At 60.1% G+C, this 19,830-nt stretch carries 19 protein-coding genes and 1 pseudogene; 13 read left to right on the top strand and 7 right to left on the bottom strand.

What is annotated here, in order from left to right; genetic code table 11:
- Positions 1-158 precede the first annotated feature (158 nt).
- From acs to ACM6G4_RS25765, 4 genes are all read left to right on the top strand, one after another.
- Positions 159-2,096, top strand: a complete 1,938-nt coding sequence (gene acs, locus ACM6G4_RS25780; protein WP_056728642.1) for an acetate--CoA ligase — start codon at positions 159-161, stop codon at positions 2,094-2,096.
- Positions 2,097-2,147: 51 nt separating this feature from the next.
- Positions 2,148-3,017 carry an oxygenase MpaB family protein gene (locus ACM6G4_RS25775; protein WP_414914876.1) on the top strand — a complete coding sequence of 290 codons (870 nt, stop codon included), beginning with the start codon at positions 2,148-2,150 and terminating at the stop codon, positions 3,015-3,017.
- A 94-nt stretch (positions 3,018-3,111) separates the two neighbouring features.
- Positions 3,112-4,128 (top strand): class I SAM-dependent rRNA methyltransferase, encoded by a 1,017-nt coding sequence (locus tag ACM6G4_RS25770; RefSeq protein WP_414914875.1) that lies wholly within the window; start codon positions 3,112-3,114, stop codon positions 4,126-4,128.
- Between the two features lie 60 nt (positions 4,129-4,188).
- Positions 4,189-7,179 (top strand): DUF748 domain-containing protein, encoded by a 2,991-nt coding sequence (locus ACM6G4_RS25765; protein WP_414914874.1) that lies wholly within the window; start codon positions 4,189-4,191, stop codon positions 7,177-7,179.
- Positions 7,180-7,450: 271 nt separating this feature from the next.
- Here the strand turns inward: ACM6G4_RS25765 and ACM6G4_RS25760 are convergent, their stop codons facing one another.
- Together ACM6G4_RS25760 and ACM6G4_RS25755 are read right to left on the bottom strand one after the other, a co-directional pair.
- Entirely contained in the window at positions 7,451-7,807 is a 357-nt protein-coding gene (locus tag ACM6G4_RS25760) for a BON domain-containing protein (protein WP_056728649.1), read from the bottom strand.
- A 300-nt stretch (positions 7,808-8,107) separates the two neighbouring features.
- Entirely contained in the window at positions 8,108-8,530 is a 423-nt protein-coding gene (locus ACM6G4_RS25755) for a pilin (protein ID WP_414914873.1), read from the bottom strand.
- A 226-nt stretch (positions 8,531-8,756) separates the two neighbouring features.
- On the opposite strand from ACM6G4_RS25755, the gene ACM6G4_RS25750 reads away from it, so the two are divergent.
- From ACM6G4_RS25750 to yacG, 4 genes are read left to right on the top strand one after another with little or no spacing between them, the layout of a single operon-like run.
- Entirely contained in the window at positions 8,757-9,974 is a 1,218-nt protein-coding gene (locus ACM6G4_RS25750) for a type II secretion system F family protein (RefSeq protein WP_056728653.1), read from the top strand.
- A 1-nt stretch (position 9,975) separates the two neighbouring features.
- Entirely contained in the window at positions 9,976-10,848 is an 873-nt protein-coding gene (locus tag ACM6G4_RS25745; protein ID WP_414914872.1) for a prepilin peptidase, read from the top strand.
- Entirely contained in the window at positions 10,845-11,468 is a 624-nt protein-coding gene (gene coaE / locus ACM6G4_RS25740; RefSeq protein WP_046041800.1) for a dephospho-CoA kinase, read from the top strand. The genes ACM6G4_RS25745 and coaE overlap by 4 nt, the downstream gene beginning before the upstream one ends.
- The gene (gene yacG, locus ACM6G4_RS25735) at positions 11,465-11,665 is read left to right on the top strand and encodes a DNA gyrase inhibitor YacG (RefSeq protein ID WP_007970539.1); all 201 of its coding nucleotides are present in this window, start codon (positions 11,465-11,467) and stop codon (positions 11,663-11,665) included. Before coaE ends, yacG begins: the two co-directional genes overlap by 4 nt.
- A gap of 35 nt (positions 11,666-11,700) precedes the next feature.
- Here yacG and ACM6G4_RS25730 read toward each other — a convergent pair whose 3' ends face one another.
- Both ACM6G4_RS25730 and ACM6G4_RS25725 read right to left on the bottom strand, forming a co-directional pair.
- On the bottom strand, positions 11,701-12,390 hold the full coding sequence (locus ACM6G4_RS25730) for an energy-coupling factor ABC transporter permease (RefSeq protein WP_414914884.1): 690 nt from the start codon (positions 12,388-12,390) through the stop codon (positions 11,701-11,703).
- 71 nt (positions 12,391-12,461) lie between these two features.
- Positions 12,462-12,584: pseudogene (locus ACM6G4_RS25725) on the bottom strand (LysR family transcriptional regulator); the annotation flags it as partial.
- A 110-nt stretch (positions 12,585-12,694) separates the two neighbouring features.
- Here ACM6G4_RS25725 and ACM6G4_RS25720 point away from each other — a divergent pair.
- Positions 12,695-12,937, top strand: a complete 243-nt coding sequence (locus ACM6G4_RS25720; protein ID WP_056728659.1) for a DUF2790 domain-containing protein — start codon at positions 12,695-12,697, stop codon at positions 12,935-12,937.
- Between the two features lie 9 nt (positions 12,938-12,946).
- On the opposite strand, the gene ACM6G4_RS25715 is transcribed toward ACM6G4_RS25720, so the two are convergent.
- The 3 genes from ACM6G4_RS25715 to ACM6G4_RS25705 are packed head-to-tail and all read right to left on the bottom strand — an operon-like array spanning position 12,947 to position 16,799.
- Positions 12,947-14,215, bottom strand: coding sequence for an OprD family porin (locus ACM6G4_RS25715; RefSeq protein WP_414914871.1), 1,269 nt, complete (start codon positions 14,213-14,215; stop codon positions 12,947-12,949).
- Positions 14,216-14,231: 16 nt separating this feature from the next.
- A complete protein-coding gene (locus tag ACM6G4_RS25710) occupies positions 14,232-15,452 on the bottom strand; it encodes a benzoate/H(+) symporter BenE family transporter (protein ID WP_414914870.1) in 1,221 nt (406 codons plus the stop codon).
- A 3-nt stretch (positions 15,453-15,455) separates the two neighbouring features.
- The gene (locus tag ACM6G4_RS25705; protein ID WP_414914869.1) at positions 15,456-16,799 is read right to left on the bottom strand and encodes an aromatic acid/H+ symport family MFS transporter; all 1,344 of its coding nucleotides are present in this window, start codon (positions 16,797-16,799) and stop codon (positions 15,456-15,458) included.
- A gap of 219 nt (positions 16,800-17,018) precedes the next feature.
- Here ACM6G4_RS25705 and ACM6G4_RS25700 point away from each other — a divergent pair, with 219 nt between their 5' ends.
- Genes ACM6G4_RS25700 through ACM6G4_RS25685 form a run of 4 tightly spaced genes read left to right on the top strand, consistent with a single transcriptional unit; the run spans position 17,019 to position 19,755 of the window.
- On the top strand, positions 17,019-17,645 hold the full coding sequence (locus ACM6G4_RS25700; RefSeq protein ID WP_007970534.1) for a DUF1780 domain-containing protein: 627 nt from the start codon (positions 17,019-17,021) through the stop codon (positions 17,643-17,645).
- Positions 17,642-18,169, top strand: coding sequence for an MOSC domain-containing protein (locus ACM6G4_RS25695; RefSeq protein WP_056728668.1), 528 nt, complete (start codon positions 17,642-17,644; stop codon positions 18,167-18,169). The genes ACM6G4_RS25700 and ACM6G4_RS25695 overlap by 4 nt, the downstream gene beginning before the upstream one ends.
- Positions 18,170-18,222: 53 nt before the next feature.
- Positions 18,223-18,396 carry a DUF3094 domain-containing protein gene (locus tag ACM6G4_RS25690; protein WP_007970531.1) on the top strand — a complete coding sequence of 58 codons (174 nt, stop codon included), beginning with the start codon at positions 18,223-18,225 and terminating at the stop codon, positions 18,394-18,396.
- Between the two features lie 60 nt (positions 18,397-18,456).
- Complete coding sequence (locus ACM6G4_RS25685; protein WP_056728670.1) at positions 18,457-19,755, top strand: NAD(P)/FAD-dependent oxidoreductase; 1,299 nt, start codon at positions 18,457-18,459, stop codon at positions 19,753-19,755.
- The last annotated feature ends 75 nt before the right edge of the window (positions 19,756-19,830 follow it).

Here is a 19,830-nt window from a genome sequence, read left to right as displayed (position 1 = left end):
AGGAGCTGCCGAAGGCTGCGATCTTTTGATCTTCAAAGCAACGTCAAAAGATCGCAGCCTTCGGCAGCTCCTACGAGGGTCGCACAGCTCCCCTCTTGAACCCTTTGACCTCTCGGCGCATCTTTATCTTTGTCGCAAAACAAGAATAAGGAACCGTCATGTTCGATATCAGCACGTTCCCCAAAGCCGATGCCGTCCGCCGGGCCGCGCAATTGAGTCAAGACGACTATCAGCGCCTGTACCGCCAATCCATCGAACACCCCAGCACCTTCTGGGCCGAACAGGCCACGCGTTTTCTCGACTGGAGCGCCCCCTGGGAAACCGTCCAGCGCTACAACCTGAAAACCGGTGAAGCCACCTGGTTTGCCGGCGCGCAGTTGAACGTCAGCTATAACTGCATCGACCGGCACCTGGAGAAACGCGGCGATCAGGTCGCCATCATCTGGGAAGGCGACGACCCTGCCGACTCGACATCGATCACCTACAAAAAACTGCATGAAAACGTCTGTCGCCTGGCCAACGTGCTGAAAAGCCGTGGCGTGAAAAAAGGCGACCGTGTGTGCATCTATATGCCGATGATTCCCGAGGCGGCCTACGCCATGCTGGCCTGTACCCGCATCGGCGCGGTGCACTCGGTGGTGTTCGGCGGTTTCTCCCCGGACTCGTTGCGCGACCGCATTCTCGACGCCGACTGCCGCACCGTGATCACTGCCGATGAAGGTGTGCGCGGCGGCAAGGTCGTGCCACTCAAGCAGAACGTCGACAAGGCGCTGCAAAGCTGCCCGGACGTGAGCACCGTGCTGGTGGTCGAGCGCAGCAAGGGGTCGGCGAACCGGGTCGAAGGACGAGACATCAAGTACCAGCAGGCACTGAGCGAAGCCAGCGCCGATTGCCCGCCCGAGCCGATGGACGCCGAAGACCCGCTGTTCATCCTCTACACCTCCGGCAGCACCGGCAAACCCAAAGGCGTGCTGCACACCACCGGCGGTTACCTGCTGCAAGCAGCGATGACCTTCAAGTACGTGCTGGACTACCGCGACGGCGAAGTCTTCTGGTGCACCGCCGACGTCGGCTGGGTCACTGGCCACAGTTACATCGTCTACGGCCCGCTGGCCAACGGCGCGACCACGCTGATCTTCGAAGGCGTGCCGAACTACCCGAGCACCTCGCGCTTCTGGCAGGTGATCGACAAGCACAAGGTGAACATTTTCTACACCGCCCCGACGGCCCTGCGCGCACTGATGCGCGAAGGCCCGGAACCGTTGAAGCAAACATCCCGCGCCAGCGTCAGGCTACTCGGCACGGTCGGCGAGCCGATCAACCCGGAAGCCTGGGAATGGTATTTCCATGAGGTCGGCCAAGAGCGTTGCCCGATCGTCGATACCTGGTGGCAGACCGAAACCGGCGGCATCATGCTCAGCCCGCTGGTCAGTGCCCAGCGGATCAAGCCCGGTTGTGCGACACAACCGATGTTCGGCGTGCAACCGGTGCTGCTCGACGAGCAAGGCAAGGAAATCAAGGGCGCCGGCAGCGGCGTACTGGCCATAAAATCCAGCTGGCCGGCGCAGATCCGCAGTGTCTATCGCGACCCGCAACGCATGGTCGACACCTACTTCAAACCCTACCCCGGCTACTACTTCACCGGTGACGGCGCACGGCGCGATGAAGATGGCGACTACTGGATCACCGGGCGCATCGACGATGTGATCAACGTGTCCGGCCACCGTATCGGCACCGCCGAAGTGGAAAGCGCCCTGGTGCTGCACGAGAGCATCGCCGAAGCCGCTGCGGTCGGATATCCCCACGACATCAAGGGCCAGGGCATCTATGTCTTCGTCACGCCCATGAACGGCGTCGAAACCAACGATGAACTGAAGAAGCAATTGCTGGCCCTGGTCAGCAAGGAAATCGGCAGTTTCGCCAAACCGGACTTGATCCAGTGGGCCCCGGCCTTGCCGAAAACCCGCTCAGGCAAGATCATGCGGCGCATCCTGCGCAAGATCGCCTGCAATGAACTGGACAGTCTGGGTGATACTTCGACCCTGGCAGACCCGAGCGTGGTGCAAGGGCTGATCGACAAGCGCTTGAATCAGTAACCTACAGGCGCGGCCAGTGGCCGCGCCCTCCTCTTTCATCACTGAGTGGCCATGGAATTCATCCGCACCCGCATCGAAACCCAGATCATGAGCCTGACCGGTTTGTCTTTGGGCAAACTCGACCTGGAAAACCCCAAGGGCGACCCCGGGCTGTTCGGGCCGGACTCGGTGAGCTGGCAAGTCCATGGCGATTTCAGCAGCATGCTGATCGGTGGCATCAGCGCCCTGATGCTGCAGGCCCTGCACCCGCTGGCATTGGCCGGGGTCTGGGACCATTCGAACTTTCGTGAAGACATGCTCGGCCGGTTGCGCCGCACCGGGCAGTTCATCTCCGGCACCACCTTCGGTTCTCGACAGGATGCCGACTGGTTGATCGAAAAAGTCCGCACCATTCACCTGCAAGTGACCGGCACGGCACCGGATGGGCGCCCTTACGCAGCCAGCGATCCTGATCTGCTGACCTGGGTGCACGTCGCGGAAGTCAGCAACTTCCTCGCCGCGCATTTGCGCTATCGCAATCCACATTTGCCCCTCGCGGATCAGGATCGTTATTACGCCGAGATTGCCTTGGTTGCCGAACGTCTTGGGGCGCGTGATGTGCCCCGTTCACGGCAGGAAATTTCCGATTACCTTGAGCGTGTTCGCCCGCAATTGTTGTGCGATGAACGCAGTCGCGAAGTGCTGCGCCTGCTATTGAACGCCCCCGCCCCCAGCCGTCTGGCCAAGCCCTTCGGCGGCCTGATGATGCAGGCCGGGATCGACCTGCTGCCGGACTGGGCCAGCGACATGCTCGGCGTCAGCCAGAACCCGCTGCAACGCAAGCTGATCCGCGCCAGTGTCAATCGCAGTGCGCCGATGCTGCGCTGGGCGGTGCGTAACGGGTCAGTGCAGCGGGCTAAACGGCGGATGGGGATTACTTAGAAAGAACAAAGATCAAAAGCTTCGCGAGCAAGTCGAGTCCCGCGCCAAAACTGTTAAACTCCCGCGCCCAATTCCCTCCTGCAAGGCGCCCAGCATGTCTTCCTTGAATCAGGCGCTGCGCGCCGCCCTCGATCAACGCCAGGACCTGCTCGCCGAACTGCACCAGCAAGGTACCGATTGCTATCGCCTGTTCCACGGCAGCCAGGAAGGCGCCGGTGGCCTGACCATCGACCGCTACGGCCCGCAATTGCTGGTGCAAAGTTTCCACCAGGCGTTGGAGCGCGAGACGCTGCTGCAACTGCACGAAGCGATCAATCAATACCTGGGTTTTGAAACCCTGCTGGTCTACAACGACCGCTCCCGTGGCAACTCGCGCATCGATCGCGAAGACATCGTCTACCGCGCCGACGAAGCCGCCCTGCAAGACCTGGTCGGCCACGAGTGGGGCCTGAAGTATCGGGTGCGAGGGCGCCATGCCGGACAGGACCCGCTGCTGTTCCTCGACCTGCGCAACACCCGCGGCTGGGTCAAGGATCACAGCAAGAACAAAAGCGTGCTGAACCTGTTCGCCTACACCTGTGGTGTCGGCCTCAGTGCTGCCGCCGGTGGCGCGCGCGAGGTGTGCAACCTGGACTTCGCCGAAGGCAACCTGGCGGTCGGTCGGGAGAACGGCCAACTCAACCCGCAGTTGCCGACCATGGAATTTATCCAGTCCGACTACTTCCCGGCCATTCGCCAACTGGCCGGGCTGCCGATCAGCCAGCGCCGCGGGCAAAAGCTGCCGAGCTATCAGCGCCTGGAACAGCGCCAGTACGATCTGGTGCTGCTGGACCCTCCAGCCTGGGCCAAGAGCGCGTTCGGCACCGTCGACCTGCTGCGCGACTACCAAAGCCTGCTCAAACCCGCCTTGTTGACCACCGCCGACAACGGCGTGCTGATCTGCTGCAACAACCTGGCAAAAGTCAGCATGGACGACTGGCGCGAACAGGTTTTGCGTTGCGCGGAAAAGGCCGGACGGCCGGTGCGTGAATGGACCGTGATGAAGCCAGGCGCCGATTTTCCGTCGTTGGATCAACAGCCACCGCTGAAAACCCTGATTCTTCAGCTCTGACCGTCCTCGGAGAAATCTGAAATTTCCTGAACAGGCCGATCACTTCGGAACCGGAAACGCATGCCATACTCCAAGGCTCTCCGATTCAGACAGATGAAGCCGCACATGTACAAAGGATTGATTCGCGCCATTGGCGCCTTGTTGACTGCTCTGGCCCTCTACAGCTTGCTGGGTTTTCTGATTTTACCGGGTGTCGCGTTGCGCGTTGCCAACCAGCAACTGGCCAGCTACGCCACTACACCCGCGACCATCCAGCGGATCGAATTCAATCCGTTCAGCCTTGAACTGACCCTTTGGGGCTTGAACATCGGCGAACCCGGCAAGGAACAGGTCGGTTTCGAGCGCCTGTACGCCAATCTGCAATTCGACAGCCTGTGGACCAAGGCGGTGCACCTGTCTGATGTCGAGCTGACCAAGCCCAAGACCGAAATCCTGTTCAGCAAGGACGGCAAACTCAACCTGCTCGGGCTGTTCAAGCTACCAGAGAGCGAACCCACGCCGGCCGACCCTGATGCCAAGCCGTTTCCGCTGCGCATCGAGCGGATCAAACTGGCGGGCGGCGCCGTACACTTTGAAGATGCCCGGCCCAGCGAACCCATCGAGTTTCTCTACGACACACTCGATTTCGAGCTGAAGAACCTCAGCACCCTGCCCGATGACAGCGCCGACATGACCCTGGTGGCCGTCGGCCCCAATGGCGGACAGATCGACTGGACCGGCAACTTCAGCCTGATCCCGATCGCCTCCGAAGGTAAGCTGAAAATCACTGATGGCAAGATGAAAGCCTTTTGGCCCTATGTGCGCGATGCCGTGCCACTGGATCTCGAAAACGGCGTCATGAGCATCAGCACCGACTACAAACTCAACCTGACCAAGGAAACCGAGCTGCTGCTAAGCAATGTAGCGGTCAGCATCGCCCCCTTCGCGATCAAGGCGCCGGATGGCCGACCGCTGGTAAAGCTTGAGCGCCTGGACGTCAGCGAAACCACCGTGGACCTGGCCAAACAGCAAGTGGTGGTCGGCAAGATCCGCAGCCACAAACTGGAAACCTGGGCCGCGCTGGAGTCGGACGGCCAACTCGACTGGCAGAAACTGTTCGCCAGCCAACCGTCAAAACCCACCGCCAAAGCCAAGGCAGATGTCGAACCGACCAGCACTCCGGCGGCGGCAGACTCACCGAAACCTGAACCGGCCACCCCAGACAAACCCTGGCAGGTGCTGCTCAAGGATGTGCAACTGCGCGACTACCAGGTGCATCTGGCGGACCGCAAGGCACAACCTGCTGTCGCCCTGGAACTGGGTCCGCTGAACCTTGACCTGCAAAACTTCGACAGCCTCAACGGTTCACCCTTTACCCTCAAGCTCGATAGCGGCGTGGGCAAGCAAGGCAAGATCATGGCCGACGGCGAGGTCAACCTGGCTCCGGTCAGCGCCAGACTGAAGGTACAGACCAAGGACATCGACTTGCGGGTTGCCCAGTCCTACATCACACCGTTCATTCGCCTGGAACTGCGCAGCGGCATGCTCGGCAGCGATCTGGCGGTCGACCTGAAAAGCACCGAACCCCTGGCGTTCAACGTCACCGGCCGCGCCCAGGTCGATCAGCTCCATACCCTGGATACCCTGAAAACCCGCGACTTCCTCAAGTGGCAACAGGTCGTGGTCGAAGGCCTGAACTATCAGCATGGGGACAGCCTGTCGATCGACAAGATCAACCTGTTCCAGCCCTATGCGCGCTTCATGATCAACGATGATCGCACCACCAACATCGATGACCTGCTGGTTCCCCAGCCGGCGGACTCCGCGGCAAAACCGGCAGCGAACAAACCGGCCAGCAACGAAAAACCCTTGGGCATCCACATCGGCGGCATTTTCATCAATGACGGTTCGGCCAACTTCGCCGACTTCAGCCTGACCCCGAACTTCGCCACCGCCATCCAGCAACTCAACGGGCAGATCGGCACCATCGACAGCCGTCAGCCGAAACCGGCCAGTGTCGACGTCAAGGGCAAGGTCGATCGCTACGCGCCGGTGACCATCAAGGGCTCGGTCAATCCGTTCGACCCGATGGCCAGCCTCGACATCGCCACCAGCTTCAAACGCGTGGAACTGACCACGCTGACGCCCTACTCCGGCAAGTTCGCCGGCTACCGTATCCGCAAGGGCCGGCTTAATCTCGACCTGCACTACCAGATCACCAAGGGTCAGCTCAAAGCCGAAAACAAAGTGGTGGTCGAACAACTGGAACTGGGTGAAAAAGTCGACAGCCCGGATGCCGTGAGCCTGCCGTTGAAACTGGCCGTTGCCTTGCTCAAGGACGTCGACGGCAAGATCTCCATCGAACTGCCGGTCAGCGGCGATCTGAACAACCCTCAGTTCAGCGTCATGCCGATTATCTGGCAGACCCTGCGCAACCTGGTCGTCAAAGCCGCGGCAGCACCGTTCAAACTGATTGGCGGGCTGGTCAACGGTGGTGGCTCGGAAGACCTGGGCAGCGTTTCATTTGCAGCGGGTTCCAGCGAATTGGGCAAGGACGCCGAAGGCGCCCTGGACAAACTGTCCAAGGCGCTCAAGGAGCGTCCGACCCTGCGCCTGGAAATCGAAGGCACCGCCGCCCAGAGCAGCGATGGCCCGCTGATCGCCGAACAACGCCTGGAACGTGAATACCAGTACAACTACTACAAAATGCTCCAGCGCCGCGGTGACAAGGTCCCGGCCCAGGCTTCGTTGCTGGAAGTGCCGGACGGGGAAAAAGGCCCGCTGCTCGAAGGTATCTACCGCACCCGCCTGAAAACCCAGCCCCCCGCCGAATGGAAGGATCTGGGCAAGGAAGAGCGCACCGCGAAAATGCGTGCCGAGGTGATCAAGTTCTGGAGCTCCAGCGACGTGCTGTTGCGTCAACTGGGCCAGGAACGCGCCAGCAGCATCAAGGATTACCTGGTCGACAAGGCCCAGTTGGAAGATGACCGGGTGTACTTCATCGACGCCAATCTGGGCGAAGCGCAAAGCGACGGCCGCGTGGTGACGCCGATGCATCTGGATGCCGAGTGATGTATCGGCGGCTGGAGTCTGCTCGCGATGGCGACCAAACAGTCGACATCGATGTCGCCTGAAAGGCTGTCATCGTCGGAACGCCGCCCGGAGCAAGCTCGCTCCCACAATTGATTTTCAGCGCCACACATAGAACAGGCCCCGGCAAAAATGCACGGGGCCTGTGACGGCCACATCCTTATGGCCTTTCGCATGAACTCTCAGGTTGCAACAGGCGTATGACTCTGCCCGTCTGTCGCGCCTTCTCCCGGTCCAGGCGAGAAGTCTTGCCTTACTCGGCTTTGAGGCCGTCAGCGGAGACCGCCTTGACGCCTTTGATTTTCTTGGTGATGGCCACAGCCATTTCTTTTTGCGAATCGGTCACGGCGGTGGTCGACGACAGCGATACCACGCCTTTGTTGGTTTCAACCTTGATGTCGCTACCTGGAATGCCTTTTTCGGTCATCAGGTCAGCTTTGACTTTGGTGGTGATCCAGGTATCGGAAGTAGCTTCTTTCGCTTCGGTCATTTCACCGGCAGCCAGCACCATTGGCGACTGGGTTGCCTGGGTGGTTTGAGCAAACGCGGCGTTGGCCATGGTCAGGGTCAGCGCGGTAGCAGCAGCGGCAGTGATAGCGAACTTCTTCATACGAGTAACTCCTGTTTTTCGGAAAGTCTGCCGGGTGTCTTGCCGGCAGGGTTATCTGGGATATTGCGAACGCTATGCCAACTTTGAAACAAAGAACAAAGCTTTATAAATCAACAAGTTATAAAATCAGCCAAATTTCGAAATCATGCAAAATGCACGAGAAGCACAAACTCTGCATGCAAGTTGCGGGTTTATGGAAAGTTCCTAAGATGCTGAAATTTCTGAGCTTTATCTGCAGCATTTGACGACAGGTCGACAAACAGAAAAAACCCCGCAAAAGCGGGGACTTGATTCAGCACTTCATGCCGCAGACCCGGAACAACCTTTAGGCAAGTAGTCCTCGGAAACGCTGCTCTTGCATGACCAACCTTTGGTTTCGTCCCGTGTCAGGGTAACGGTTTTGTCCTGGACCACCCCCGGGGCATTGCGCAACGTACAAACGATTGATCCCGCTCCCGCCTGCGTTGTAGCCGTCACAGACAGGGCGCAGTGGTTGGTCGATGCCTTGCCAGCGGGTGCCACATTGGCAATTGTCGGGTTTTCCCCCTGGTTGATCACATCCTCGAACGGCACCTTCATTGCAGTCAGCTCGGCCAGTGCCGCCGTGACCTTGGCCCGGGCCTGGTACTTGGAATACATCGGCAGGCCCAGTGTTGCCAGGATCCCGATGATCGCCACCACGACGAGCAACTCGATCAGGGTAAAACCTTTCTGATTGTTCATGTACAAGCTCCATGCATGAGTCGAAGGCTCATGACCTGCCCCATGGCAGCACAGCCTGTGCCAAGGCCAGAAGCCCCTGTTGGCAGGGGCTTGGTGGCCCGCAAAGCCATTACCTACTACCAGGATCAGCACTATATGACGTTTTTTGTCACCTCACCGAGTGGGTTTGGCCCCGTCCCTTGACTAGGCTATAAGAGCAGTTCAATCGGAATACCCAGGACTGAACATGGCGGTCAAGGCAGCGAAAATCAGCGTGTATGCATGGGAAGGCATCGACCGCAAAGGCACAAAAGTGACCGGCGAACTCAGCGCTCAAAACCCGGCGCTGATCAAGGCGAAACTGCGCAAGCAAGGCATCAGTCCCGGCAAGGTGCGCAAGAAAAACCCTTCGGTTTTCGACATGGGCAAGCGCATCAAGGCCCAGGACATTGCCCTGTTCACCCGGCAAATGGCGACGATGATGAAGGCCGGCGTGCCGTTGTTGCAGTCGTTCGACATCATCGGCGAAGGCTTCGACAATCCGGCCATGCGCAAGCTGGTGGACGAACTGAAACAGGAAGTTGCGGCAGGCAGCAGTTTCGCCGCCGCCCTGCGCAAGAAGCCCCGGTATTTCGATGAGCTGTATTGCAACCTGGTGGATGCCGGCGAGCAGGCCGGTGCCCTCGACACCCTTTTGGAGCGGGTCGCAACCTACAAGGAAAAAAGCGAAAGCCTCAAGGCCAGGATCAGGAAAGCCATGACCTACCCGCTGGTGGTGGTGTTCGTCGCGGCGATTGTCACCGGGATTCTGCTGGTCAATGTCGTGCCGCAGTTCGAATCCGTGTTCAAAGGCTTTGGCGCCGAACTGCCGGCCTTCACCGTGATGGTCATTGGCCTGTCGCAATTCATGCAGGCCTGGTGGTGGGTGGTCCTTGGCGCGCTGGTCACAACGGCCTTCGGCGTGCGCCACGCCCTCAGGACATCCCCGGCCTTCCGTGACCGGATGGACACCTGGCTGCTGAAACTGCCGCTGGTGGGCACCCTGATGCACAAGTCCGCCGTGGCCCGGTTCGCCCGTACACTGTCGACCACTTTCGCTGCCGGCGTGCCGCTGGTGGAGGCCCTGGAATCAGTGGCCGGTGCGACCGGCAATGTCGTGTTCAAGCACGCGGTATTGCGCATCCGGCAGGACATCTCGACCGGCATGCAATTGCACTTCGCCATGCGCACCTGCGGCGTCTTTCCGAACATGGCGATACAAATGACTGCAATCGGCGAAGAGTCCGGCACCCTGGACGCTATGCTCGACAAAGTCGCGGGGTTCTACGAAGACAACGTCGATAACATGGTCGATAACCTCACCAGTCTGATGGAGCCGTTCATCATGGTGGTGCTGGGTGTTATCGTCGGTGGACTGGTAGTTGCCATGTACCTGCCGATCTTCCAACTTGGCTCAGCGATCTGACATGCCCTTGAATGAAATCCTGATTCACTCTGCGCTGGCCTTTGTCGTTCTCGCAGGCATCACCGGTCTGCTGGTCGGCAGTTTTCTCAATGTCGTGATTTGGCGCCTGCCGAAAATGCTCGAACGCGACTGGCGCGAGCAGGCCCATGACATTCTCGGCCTGCGTGGCGAAACGCCACTGCCGACTTACAACCTGTTGCTGCCCCACTCCCAGTGCCCGCACTGCGGTCACCGCATCCGCGCCTGGGAAAACATCCCGCTGCTCAGTTATTTGTTTTTACGCGGCCGCTGCTCAGCCTGTGCGGCAGCGATCAGCCCGCGCTATCCGTTGACCGAACTGGCCTGCGGTCTGTTGTCGGCGTTTGTGGCCTGGCACTTTGGCTTCGGTTGGCCAGCCGCCCTGGTGCTGATCCTGAGCTGGGGGTTGCTGGCGATGAGCCTGATCGACGCCGAACATCAGATATTGCCGGACGTACTGGTGCTGCCGTTGATATGGCTGGGGTTGATCGTCAACAGCTTCGGCCTGTTCGTGTCGTTGCACGAGGCGCTTTGGGGGGCGATTGCCGGCTACGGCCTGCTGTGGTCGGTGTTCTGGCTGTTCAAGCTGGTCACAGGCAAGGACGGCATGGGCTACGGCGATTTCAAGCTGCTGGCGATGCTGGGCGCCTGGGGTGGCTGGCAGATTTTGCCCCTGACCATCCTGCTGTCCTCGCTGGTGGGTGCCATTATCGGGCTGATACTGCTGCGCTGGCGCAACGCAAAAACCTCGACGCCGATCCCTTTCGGCCCCTATCTGGCCATTGCCGGCTGGATTGCGTTGCTCTGGGGTGGTCAAATAACCGACCTCTATTGGCAGTTTGTCGGTTTGAAATGAATAGCCCTGTGGAAAAACCCTGGATTCTCGGCCTGACCGGCGGCATCGGCAGCGGCAAAAGCGCGGCCGCCCAACACTTCATCGACCTGGGCGTGCATGTGGTCGACGCTGATCATGCCGCTCGCTGGGTAGTGGAACCCGGCCGCCCGGCACTGGCACAAATCGCCGAACACTTCGGCCCCGGCGTGTTGCAGGCCGACGGGCAACTGGACCGCGCGGCGCTACGCAAATTGATCTTCGAAGTGCCTGAAGAGCGCCGCTGGCTGGAGGCCCTCCTGCATCCGCTGATCGGCGAGGAAATCGCTCACCACCTGGCGCTGGCAAAATCGCCTTATGCGATTCTTGTTTCGCCGCTGCTGATCGAGTCCGGACAATACGCCATGACCCAACGGGTGCTGGTGATCGATGCCCCCGAACAATTGCAGATCGAACGCACCCTGCAACGTGACCAGACCAGCGAGCAGCAAGTCCAGGCGATCCTCAAGGCCCAGTCCAGCCGCCAGGATCGCGTGAGCCATGCAGACGACGTCGTGGTCAATGACCGCGACCTTGCCTGGCTGCACAGCGAGGTCGAACGCCTGCATCACTTTTATCTATCTTTGCGTGGAGGCCAGTCATGAGCCAACCAACAACCGTCGAATGCCCAACCTGTGGCGCCCCCGTGGAATGGACCGCCGAAAGCAAGTTCCGGCCATTCTGCTCCGACCGCTGCAAACTGATCGACCTGGGTGCCTGGGCGTCCGAAGAGCACAAGATTCCGGTGGCTCCCGATGCCGAGGACGAGATGTTCAGCGGTGACTTCGACCCGCGTCACTGATCCATCGAATGGGCGATTCCAGGTCTTGATGCGGATCAGGACTTGGGATCGTCGTCCTTCCAGGGAGCCGAGAGGTAACGGGTGCGGTTGAACGTTTCCAGCCACTCCGGGCAGAACACCACCAGCGCACTGACGATCATGCCGTTGATAAACGCTTCGGGGAAAATGATCAGCCACAGGTAACCGACAAAATCCTCAAGCCAGTACGGCATCTCGAAACGCTCGTCGAACCACAGCAACCAAAGCGCCAGCAGCAGGCACAGCAACGCCGACAGCGCCGCCGCAAAAAATCCGGAAACGAAGATATACACGAAGGGATTTCGTGGCTGCGCCCGCTCCACCAGAATGGCGCAGCACTCGGTGACCAGCACCGGCAGCGCAATCAACAGCGCGCCATTGACCCCGGCCGCCGCCAAGTCCTGTCGACCGAGCAACACCAACCCCGTTTGTGCAACCAACCCGCCAACCAGCGCCAACGGCCAGTCCAGCAGCAGCGTCACCGCTGTCATGCCGATGAAGTGGTAAGACACGCCGGTATCAAAGTCGCGCCGCACCAGCCACAACAGAAACAGCGCAAACACCGTTCCGAACAGCAGATGCTGACGACGGCTGTCGGTGAACAGCTCAACCCACGGCGCGCGACAGATCGCCCAGATCAACACCGGCACATAGATCAGCCAGCCGACCGCAAGGGTTTGCGATGACAGCAACTCTGCACCGATCATGGCTACGCGCGCCTCCCAGGCGAAGAACAACAGACCTTCAGTCTACACCGCCACTCGCCCGCCCTTCGACTTCAAGCCCAATGCCGCGGATCGCTCATCACCGCGTCATCTTCGGCGAACAGCTTCGGTAGCTCTGACTTGAGAAAGTCCACCCGGGTACGGACCTTGCCATCGAGAAAACGTCGCGAAGGATAGGGCGATGACTGTTACGTTTTATGTAAGGCTGCATCCCTGGTTCGCCCCTTTATCCGTCGGTGGCAAAGACTAAAATTCAGACATCGAATCCGACACGGAGCATGCCAATATGAAAACGTTGATCAGCCTGTTGCTGACCGTCATCGCCACCTCGGCCATGGCCGCCGACAACGAGCCCCTCGCGGTCCTGTACAACCCGGCGCAGCCACTGGACATCGCCAAGGTGGTTTCGGTGTCCGACACGGCGACTGCGTGCGGGGTTGTACCGGCGACCATGGAATACATTGATCATCAAGGACAGGCCCATCGCGTGACCTACAACGTCATGGGTGATTGCACCAGCAACCTGTGATCGCCAGGCTCACAGCAAGGTCCATGTGTAGCTGAGGATCAAGCGGTTCTCGTCGATATCACTGCGGTAGTTGGAACGTGCCATCGCGTTGCGCACACGGATGCCAAGGCCTTTGAGGCTGCCGCTCTGCAACACATAGCCGATATCCAGGTCACGCTCGCGATCCTTGCCTTCATAGCCCTTGCCGGTATCGACGTTATTGCCGCTGATGTAGCGCACGGTGCTGGTCAGCCCCGGTACGCCGAGCGCCGCGAAGTCGTAGTCGTAGCGCGCCTGCCAGGAACGTTCATCGGTGAAGGCGAACTCATAGGTCGGCACTTCGTTGCCCAACGGCGAGATGTTGGCAAACACCCGTGGGAACGCACTGTCACCGAACATGCCCTGATAGCCGACGTAAAACGTATGGCCGCCACGCTTGGCCGACAGCAACGAGAAGAACGCCTGGTTGTCGATGTTACCCAGCAGTTTGTTGCCGTCCTCGCGCGAGTCGTAGTAACCGAGGTTGGCGCCGAGGATCCAGTCGCCCACCGGCTCACTGTGCTTTAAACCCAGAAAACGCTGGTTGTAGATATCTTCCAGTTGCCCGTACCAGGCGCTGATCGAGCTGCGCTTGTCGTTGAAGACATAATCAGCGCCGGCAAAATTGAAACCGTCACTGCTGACCTGGCGCTGCGGCACGTGCCCCAGCATTGCTTGCATCTTTTCGTCGCCAGCCTCGTTGCGCAGGCTGGTTGAACTCAAGTGACCACCCTGCAGCGTCAGGCCATTGATCTCGTTGGCGGTGATGCTTGCGCCCTGATAACTGGGTGGCAGCAGACGAATATCACTGAATACCAACACCGGCAGATTGGGTTGCAGCTCACCGACTTTCAGTTCGGTTTTGGAATAGCGCATCTTCAACGCGCCCTCCAGGCGGCTGTAGTTGTCCGCCGCGCGGCCGTCGCCCTGCACCGGCAGCAAACCGGTATTGGTCCGGTCCGGGGCACTGTCGAGCTTGAGGCCGAGCAAGCCAATGACGTCCACCCCAAACCCGACGGTGCCCTGGGTGTATCCGGACTTCACATTGAGGATGAAACCCTGTGCCCACTCTTCAGCCTTCGATTGCTGGTTGGCGCCGACGATGTCGGAATAGTCGCGACTGAAGTAATAATTGCGCGCCTGCAACGTCGCGGTGGTGTCTTCGATAAAGCCTTTTTCAGCGGCCATCGCACCTGTGGATAAACTCGAGACGACAGCCAGGGACAACGCCGAACCGGTTGTTGGGAGAATCTGATTCATCGTTTTTCTCTTATTGTTATTGATCGACTGGTTGAAGGACTTCAGTTGCAGTGGATTTGCGACGGGGAAAGGGACGACGGGCGCTCAACAGCACATGGGTGACCATGCCGAAAATCAGCCCCCAGAACGCTGCGGACAAACCGAACAACGACATGCCCGAAGCCGTGACCAGGAAGGTCACCAGCGCGGCTTCACGATCGCTCGGCACCGCCATCGCGCCCGTTAACGCGCCGGCAATGGCTGCGAACAGGGCTGGCCCGGCCAGCGCCGCGATCAACTCTTTGGGGAACGCTGAAAACAGCGAGACCAGCGTGGCGCCGAAGATCCCCAACAGCAGGTAGCACAGGCCGCCGACGACCCCGGCCACATAGCGCTTGCGAGGATCCTCGTGGGCTTCGCGACCGGTGCAGATCGCCGCGGTGATCGCCGCCAGATTCAGTCCATGGCAACCGAACGGCGCCAGCAGTGCCGTGCCCAGCGCGCTGCTGGCGATGATCGGGCTCGCCGGCGTCGGATATCCACTGGCTCGCAGCACCGCCATGCCGGGCACGAACTGACCGGTCAGCGCCACCATCACCAGCGGCAAGGCGATGTTCAGGATCGCGCCCAGGCTGAATTCAGGCGTGATCCACACCGGCGTGGCCAGGCCGATCACCAGCGCTTCACGATGCAAATCACCGGTGAACGCGGCAATCGAACAGCCCACCAGCAGCACCATCATCACTGCATAACGCGGCATCACACGCTTGCAGATCAGGTACGTGGCAAACATCGCCAGGACCAGCAGCGGCTTGTGTTGCATCGACACGAACAGCCCGGTGCCGAAACTGAACAGGATCCCCGCCAGCATCGCCGCCGCGATGGCGGCGGGCAGCTTGCTGATGATCCGGTCGAAAGCCCCCGAGATGCCGACCACGAAAATGATCAGGCTGCTGACCAGATAAGCCCCCACCGCCTCTGCCATGGAAATGTCCGGCAACAGTGTCACCAGCAACGCCGAACCCGGCGCCGACCAGGCGATGATCACCGGAACGCGGTAGCGCAGGCTCAAACCGATGCCGAGCACGGCGCTGCCGATGGAGATCGCCCAGATCCAGGATGACAACACTTCCCGCGAAAGATGTGCCGCTTCTGCCGCCTGAAAGATGATCACCAACGGGCCAGCGTAGGAAATCACCGTGGCAATGAATCCAGCCACGGCGGCTGACAACGAGAAGTCCTGGAAAAACGCTTTCATGATTCAGGCACCGGTCGCTGACAACGCTGGGTTGACGCCAGCAGCGCTACGTCGGCTGCTGATGGCGAACACGGTCATGGCCAGGGCCGCCACCGCACCGGGCAAGGCAAACGCCATGAAGTTCAGCTGCAGGGGCAGGCTGATCCCGAGCAAGGCGCCACCCAGCAGCGGACCGACGATGGCCCCGTTGCGCCCAATGCCCGAGGCCCAGCCCAGGCCGGTCGAACGAATCGTCATGGAGTAGAACTGCGCGGCGCAGGCGTACAAGAGAATCTGCGAGCCAATGGTGGTGGCACCGGCAATGGCGATCAGCAGGTACAACACCGGCATCGGGCTGTTGAAGCCCAACAGGGTGATCGACACCGCCGCCATGGCGAAAAACACCGACAGCACCCGCGGCAGATTGAGTTTGTCGCCCAGCACCCCGCCCCCGACCGCGCCGAAGATCGCCCCGAAGTTCAACACCAGCAGGAACGACAGGCTCGAACCCAGGCTGTAACCGGCGTTGGCCATCAGTTTCGGCAGCCAGGAACTCAGCGCATACACCATCAACAGGCAGCAGAAAAACGCCAGCCACAGCATCAGCGTGCGCAGCGCACGGCCGTCACGGAACAGCTGCAACACCGGGGTGCCCGTGCCTTTCACTTCGGCCATGTACAATTGGTCAGAGGTTTGTGCGACGTAGGCCGGGTCGATGCGCTGCAGAATGTTGCGTGCGTCTTCATTGCGCCCCTGACGCAACATGAAGCCCACCGATTCGGGCAGGAAGTACATGATCAGCGGCAACAACAGCAGCGGCAGGACCGCCACGTAAAACACCGACTGCCAGCCGAAACTCGGGATCAGCACAATGCCCAGCCCGGCGGACAGCATGCCGCCCACCGAGTAACCGCTGAACATGATCGCGACCAGCGTGCTGCGGATTTTTTTCGGCGCGTACTCGTTCATCAGCGCCACGACGTTAGGCATCACGCCGCCAATGCCGAGCCCGGCAATGAAGCGACACAGGCCGAACTCGGTGGGGTTACGGGCGAAACCATTGAGCACGGTGAAACCGCTGAAGAGCATCACGCAGATGGTGATGGCTTTCTTGCGGCCGATCCTGTCCGACAGCGGACCGAAGAACAGCGCGCCGAACATCATGCCGAACAGTGCATAACTGCCCAGTGCACCGGCTTGCAGAGGACTGAGCCCCCACTCTTTCATCAGCATCGGCAAGACCACGCCGTAGATCACCAGATCGTAACCGTCGAAGATGATGATCAGGGCACACCAGAACAGCACCATCCAGTGAAAGCGGTTGAAGCGAGCGTTGTCGATAACCTCATGTACGTCGATCTTGCGCATGGCATTTATCTCTTGTTGTTGTTTTTTTAGAGCGGCGGTAACACGGCTTACGTCCGTACAGCCGAGGGTAGAGCCGTCCGATACGTGGCAATAGCCAGTGAGCGCAGACCACTATCCGTTTTGTGCAGGGCCCTGGAACGGGCATGGGAACGGAAGGCTATGAGCCTCTTCGACAAATTGTCTTCTTTGCGATCACATTTGAACGCTAAGCTTGGGCCTATGGATGACTCAGATTATTTACGCCTGCTGACCATCGCGGCCGAGCAAGCCAACGCGTTTCTGTCCAATGCCCGCAAATGGGAGCGTGAGCGTTGGGTCTGCCAGCGCCTGCTGCAAGGCTTGAACATTCCCTATCGCGCCGATGAGTTCGCCCCCGCCGGGGAGCCGCCGGATGTGTTGTTTCGCGATGCCAGTTTCGAGGTGTTCTTCGTGCTCGACGAGGGCCGGCGCCTCAACGATGAATGGCGCGACGAGCTGCAACGCCGACGCAGCGCGTTCTCCCTGAGCCAACTGGTGCGCCGCGAGGCCAAGCCACGACGCATCCCCGCCAACGAGTTCTTGCTGCGATTGGCGCCGACCTTGCGCAAAAAAGCGCACAACTACAAAGAGCGCGGCATGGATCTGGGTGAGTTGGACATCATTGCCTTCGCCAGCCTCAAACGCGAAGTGCTGGACCTCAACAGCCATTTCCCGCCACCAACCGAATACCTGCGCCAGGGCTGGCGTTCGCTGTCATTGGTTGGGCCGACTTTCGCCCGCGTGCTGTTCGCTCACCCGGATGCTCCGGACTTCTTGCGCAGCAACCTGGGGCGCAGCATTGTGTTCGACGTCGGGATCAGCCTGTGAGCCCGCTGCAGGAGCTGATCGCCGAGGTGCCGCAACAAGGTCGGGTACGCTGGATCGGCGTGCGCCCGCAATCACGTTCGGCGATGCTTGAACTCGATGCCGTGGAAGCGCGCCTGGAAGCTGGCCTGACCGGCGACCACGCCCGCCCCGGCGTGCGCAATGCGCGGCAGGTAACGCTGATTCAGTGGGAGCACCTGGCGGTCATCAGTTCACTGATGGGGCGCGCACTCGATCATCCGGTCCGGCCTGAAGATCTGCGGCGCAACCTCGTTATCAGTGGCATCAATCTGTTCAGCCTCAAGGGCCGCCGCTTCCGGATCGGCCAGGCAACGTTCGAAACCACAGGCTGGTGCCAGCCCTGCGCGCGCCTGGAAAGCAACCTGGGCATCGGCACCTTCCAGGCCGTGCGCGGACATGGCGGAATCACTGCCCGGGTGTTACAAAGTGGCATCATTCGCCTGGACGACACCGTAAGCGTCGAACCCATTCCAGACAGCGGCTATGCTGCGTTCAACCCTGGGTAAAAACACTGTAGCTTCTACACATTCAGCAACGTCTACCCCTGACGAGGCCCGATATGACCAGCCGCCTGAACCCCGACGACCAAAAGCATGTCGAAGAGTACCTGCAGTTGTCCCAGCACCAAGTCGAGCGCCGGCCCTTCCGGCCGTGGATGCTCCTTGTACTGGTATTGGCAGTGACCATTGGTCTGGGCCTGTTGAGCCGACTTATCAGTTACCTGACGCTATGAGCTGCCTTGCGCTCGCGAAGGTACTGACACCGATTTCCTTTAGCCTTGCGAGTTATCCCCATGTCCCATCGTATTGTCATTGTCGGCGGTGGCGCCGGCGGTCTGGAGTTGGCTACCCGCCTGGGTAAGACTCTGGGCAAGCGCGGCACAGCCAGCGTGATGCTGGTCGACGCGAACCTGACCCACATCTGGAAACCCTTGTTGCACGAAGTGGCGGCCGGTTCCCTGAACTCCTCCGAAGATGAACTCAACTATGTTGCCCAGGCCAAATGGAACCACTTCGAGTTCCAACTGGGGCGCATGAGCGGGCTTGATCGTGCGCAGAAAAAAATCCAGCTGGCCGCCACCTATGACGAAGCCGGTGTGGAATTGGTACCCGCGCGTGAAGTGCCTTACGACTCGCTGGTGATTTCCGTCGGCAGCACCACCAATGATTTCGGCACTCAGGGCGCGGCGCAGCATTGCCTGTTCCTCGACACCCGCAAACAGGCCGAGCGCTTCCACCAGCAACTGCTCAATCACTATCTGCGCGCTCACGCCGGCCAGACCGACGCGATCGAGCAAATCAGCGTGGCCATCGTCGGCGCCGGTGCCACCGGGGTCGAACTGGCCGCCGAACTGCACAACGCCGCCCACGAATTGGCAGCCTATGGCCTGGACCGGATCAAACCGGAAAACATGCACATCACCCTGATCGAAGCCGGTCCACGGGTGCTGCCGGCACTGCCGGAGCGGATTGGCGGGCCTGTGCATAAAACCCTGGAGAAACTCGGGGTCAACGTCATGACCAATGCCGCTGTCAGCGAAGTGACGGCCGACAGCCTGATCACCGCCGACGGCAACGAAATCAAGGCCAGCCTGAAAGTCTGGGCCGCCGGGATTCGCGCACCGGGTTTCCTCAAGGACATCGATGGCCTGGAAACCAACCGCATCAACCAGCTGCAAGTGCTGCCGACCCTGCAAACCACCCGTGACGAGAACATCTTCGCCTTCGGTGACTGCGCCGCCTGTCCGCAACCGGGCAGCGACCGCAATGTGCCACCACGCGCCCAAGCCGCTCACCAACAGGCTTCGTTGCTGGCCAAATCGCTGAAACTGCGCATCGAAGGCAAGGCACTGCCGGAGTACAAGTACACCGACTACGGCTCGCTGATTTCGCTGTCGCGCTTTTCGGCTGTGGGTAACTTGATGGGCAACCTCACAGGCAGCGTGATGCTCGAAGGCTGGCTGGCGCGGATGTTCTACGTGTCGCTGTACCGCATGCACCAGATGGCGCTGTACGGGCCGTTCCGCACGGCGATGCTGATGCTGGGCAGCAAGATCGGACGTGGGACTGAGCCACGGCTGAAACTGCACTAACACCTCAACCACTGTGGGAGCGAGCTTGCTCGCTCCCACATTGGCTTTGCGGCGTTCCTGAGTTTCCTGTGGACA

The organism is Pseudomonas sp. IT-P258 (genome assembly GCF_949767825.1).
Classification (GTDB): domain Bacteria; phylum Pseudomonadota; class Gammaproteobacteria; order Pseudomonadales; family Pseudomonadaceae; genus Aquipseudomonas; species Aquipseudomonas monachiensis.
Note: the sequence above shows the minus strand (reverse complement) of the source record. Positions and strands in the feature narration are given on the sequence as shown.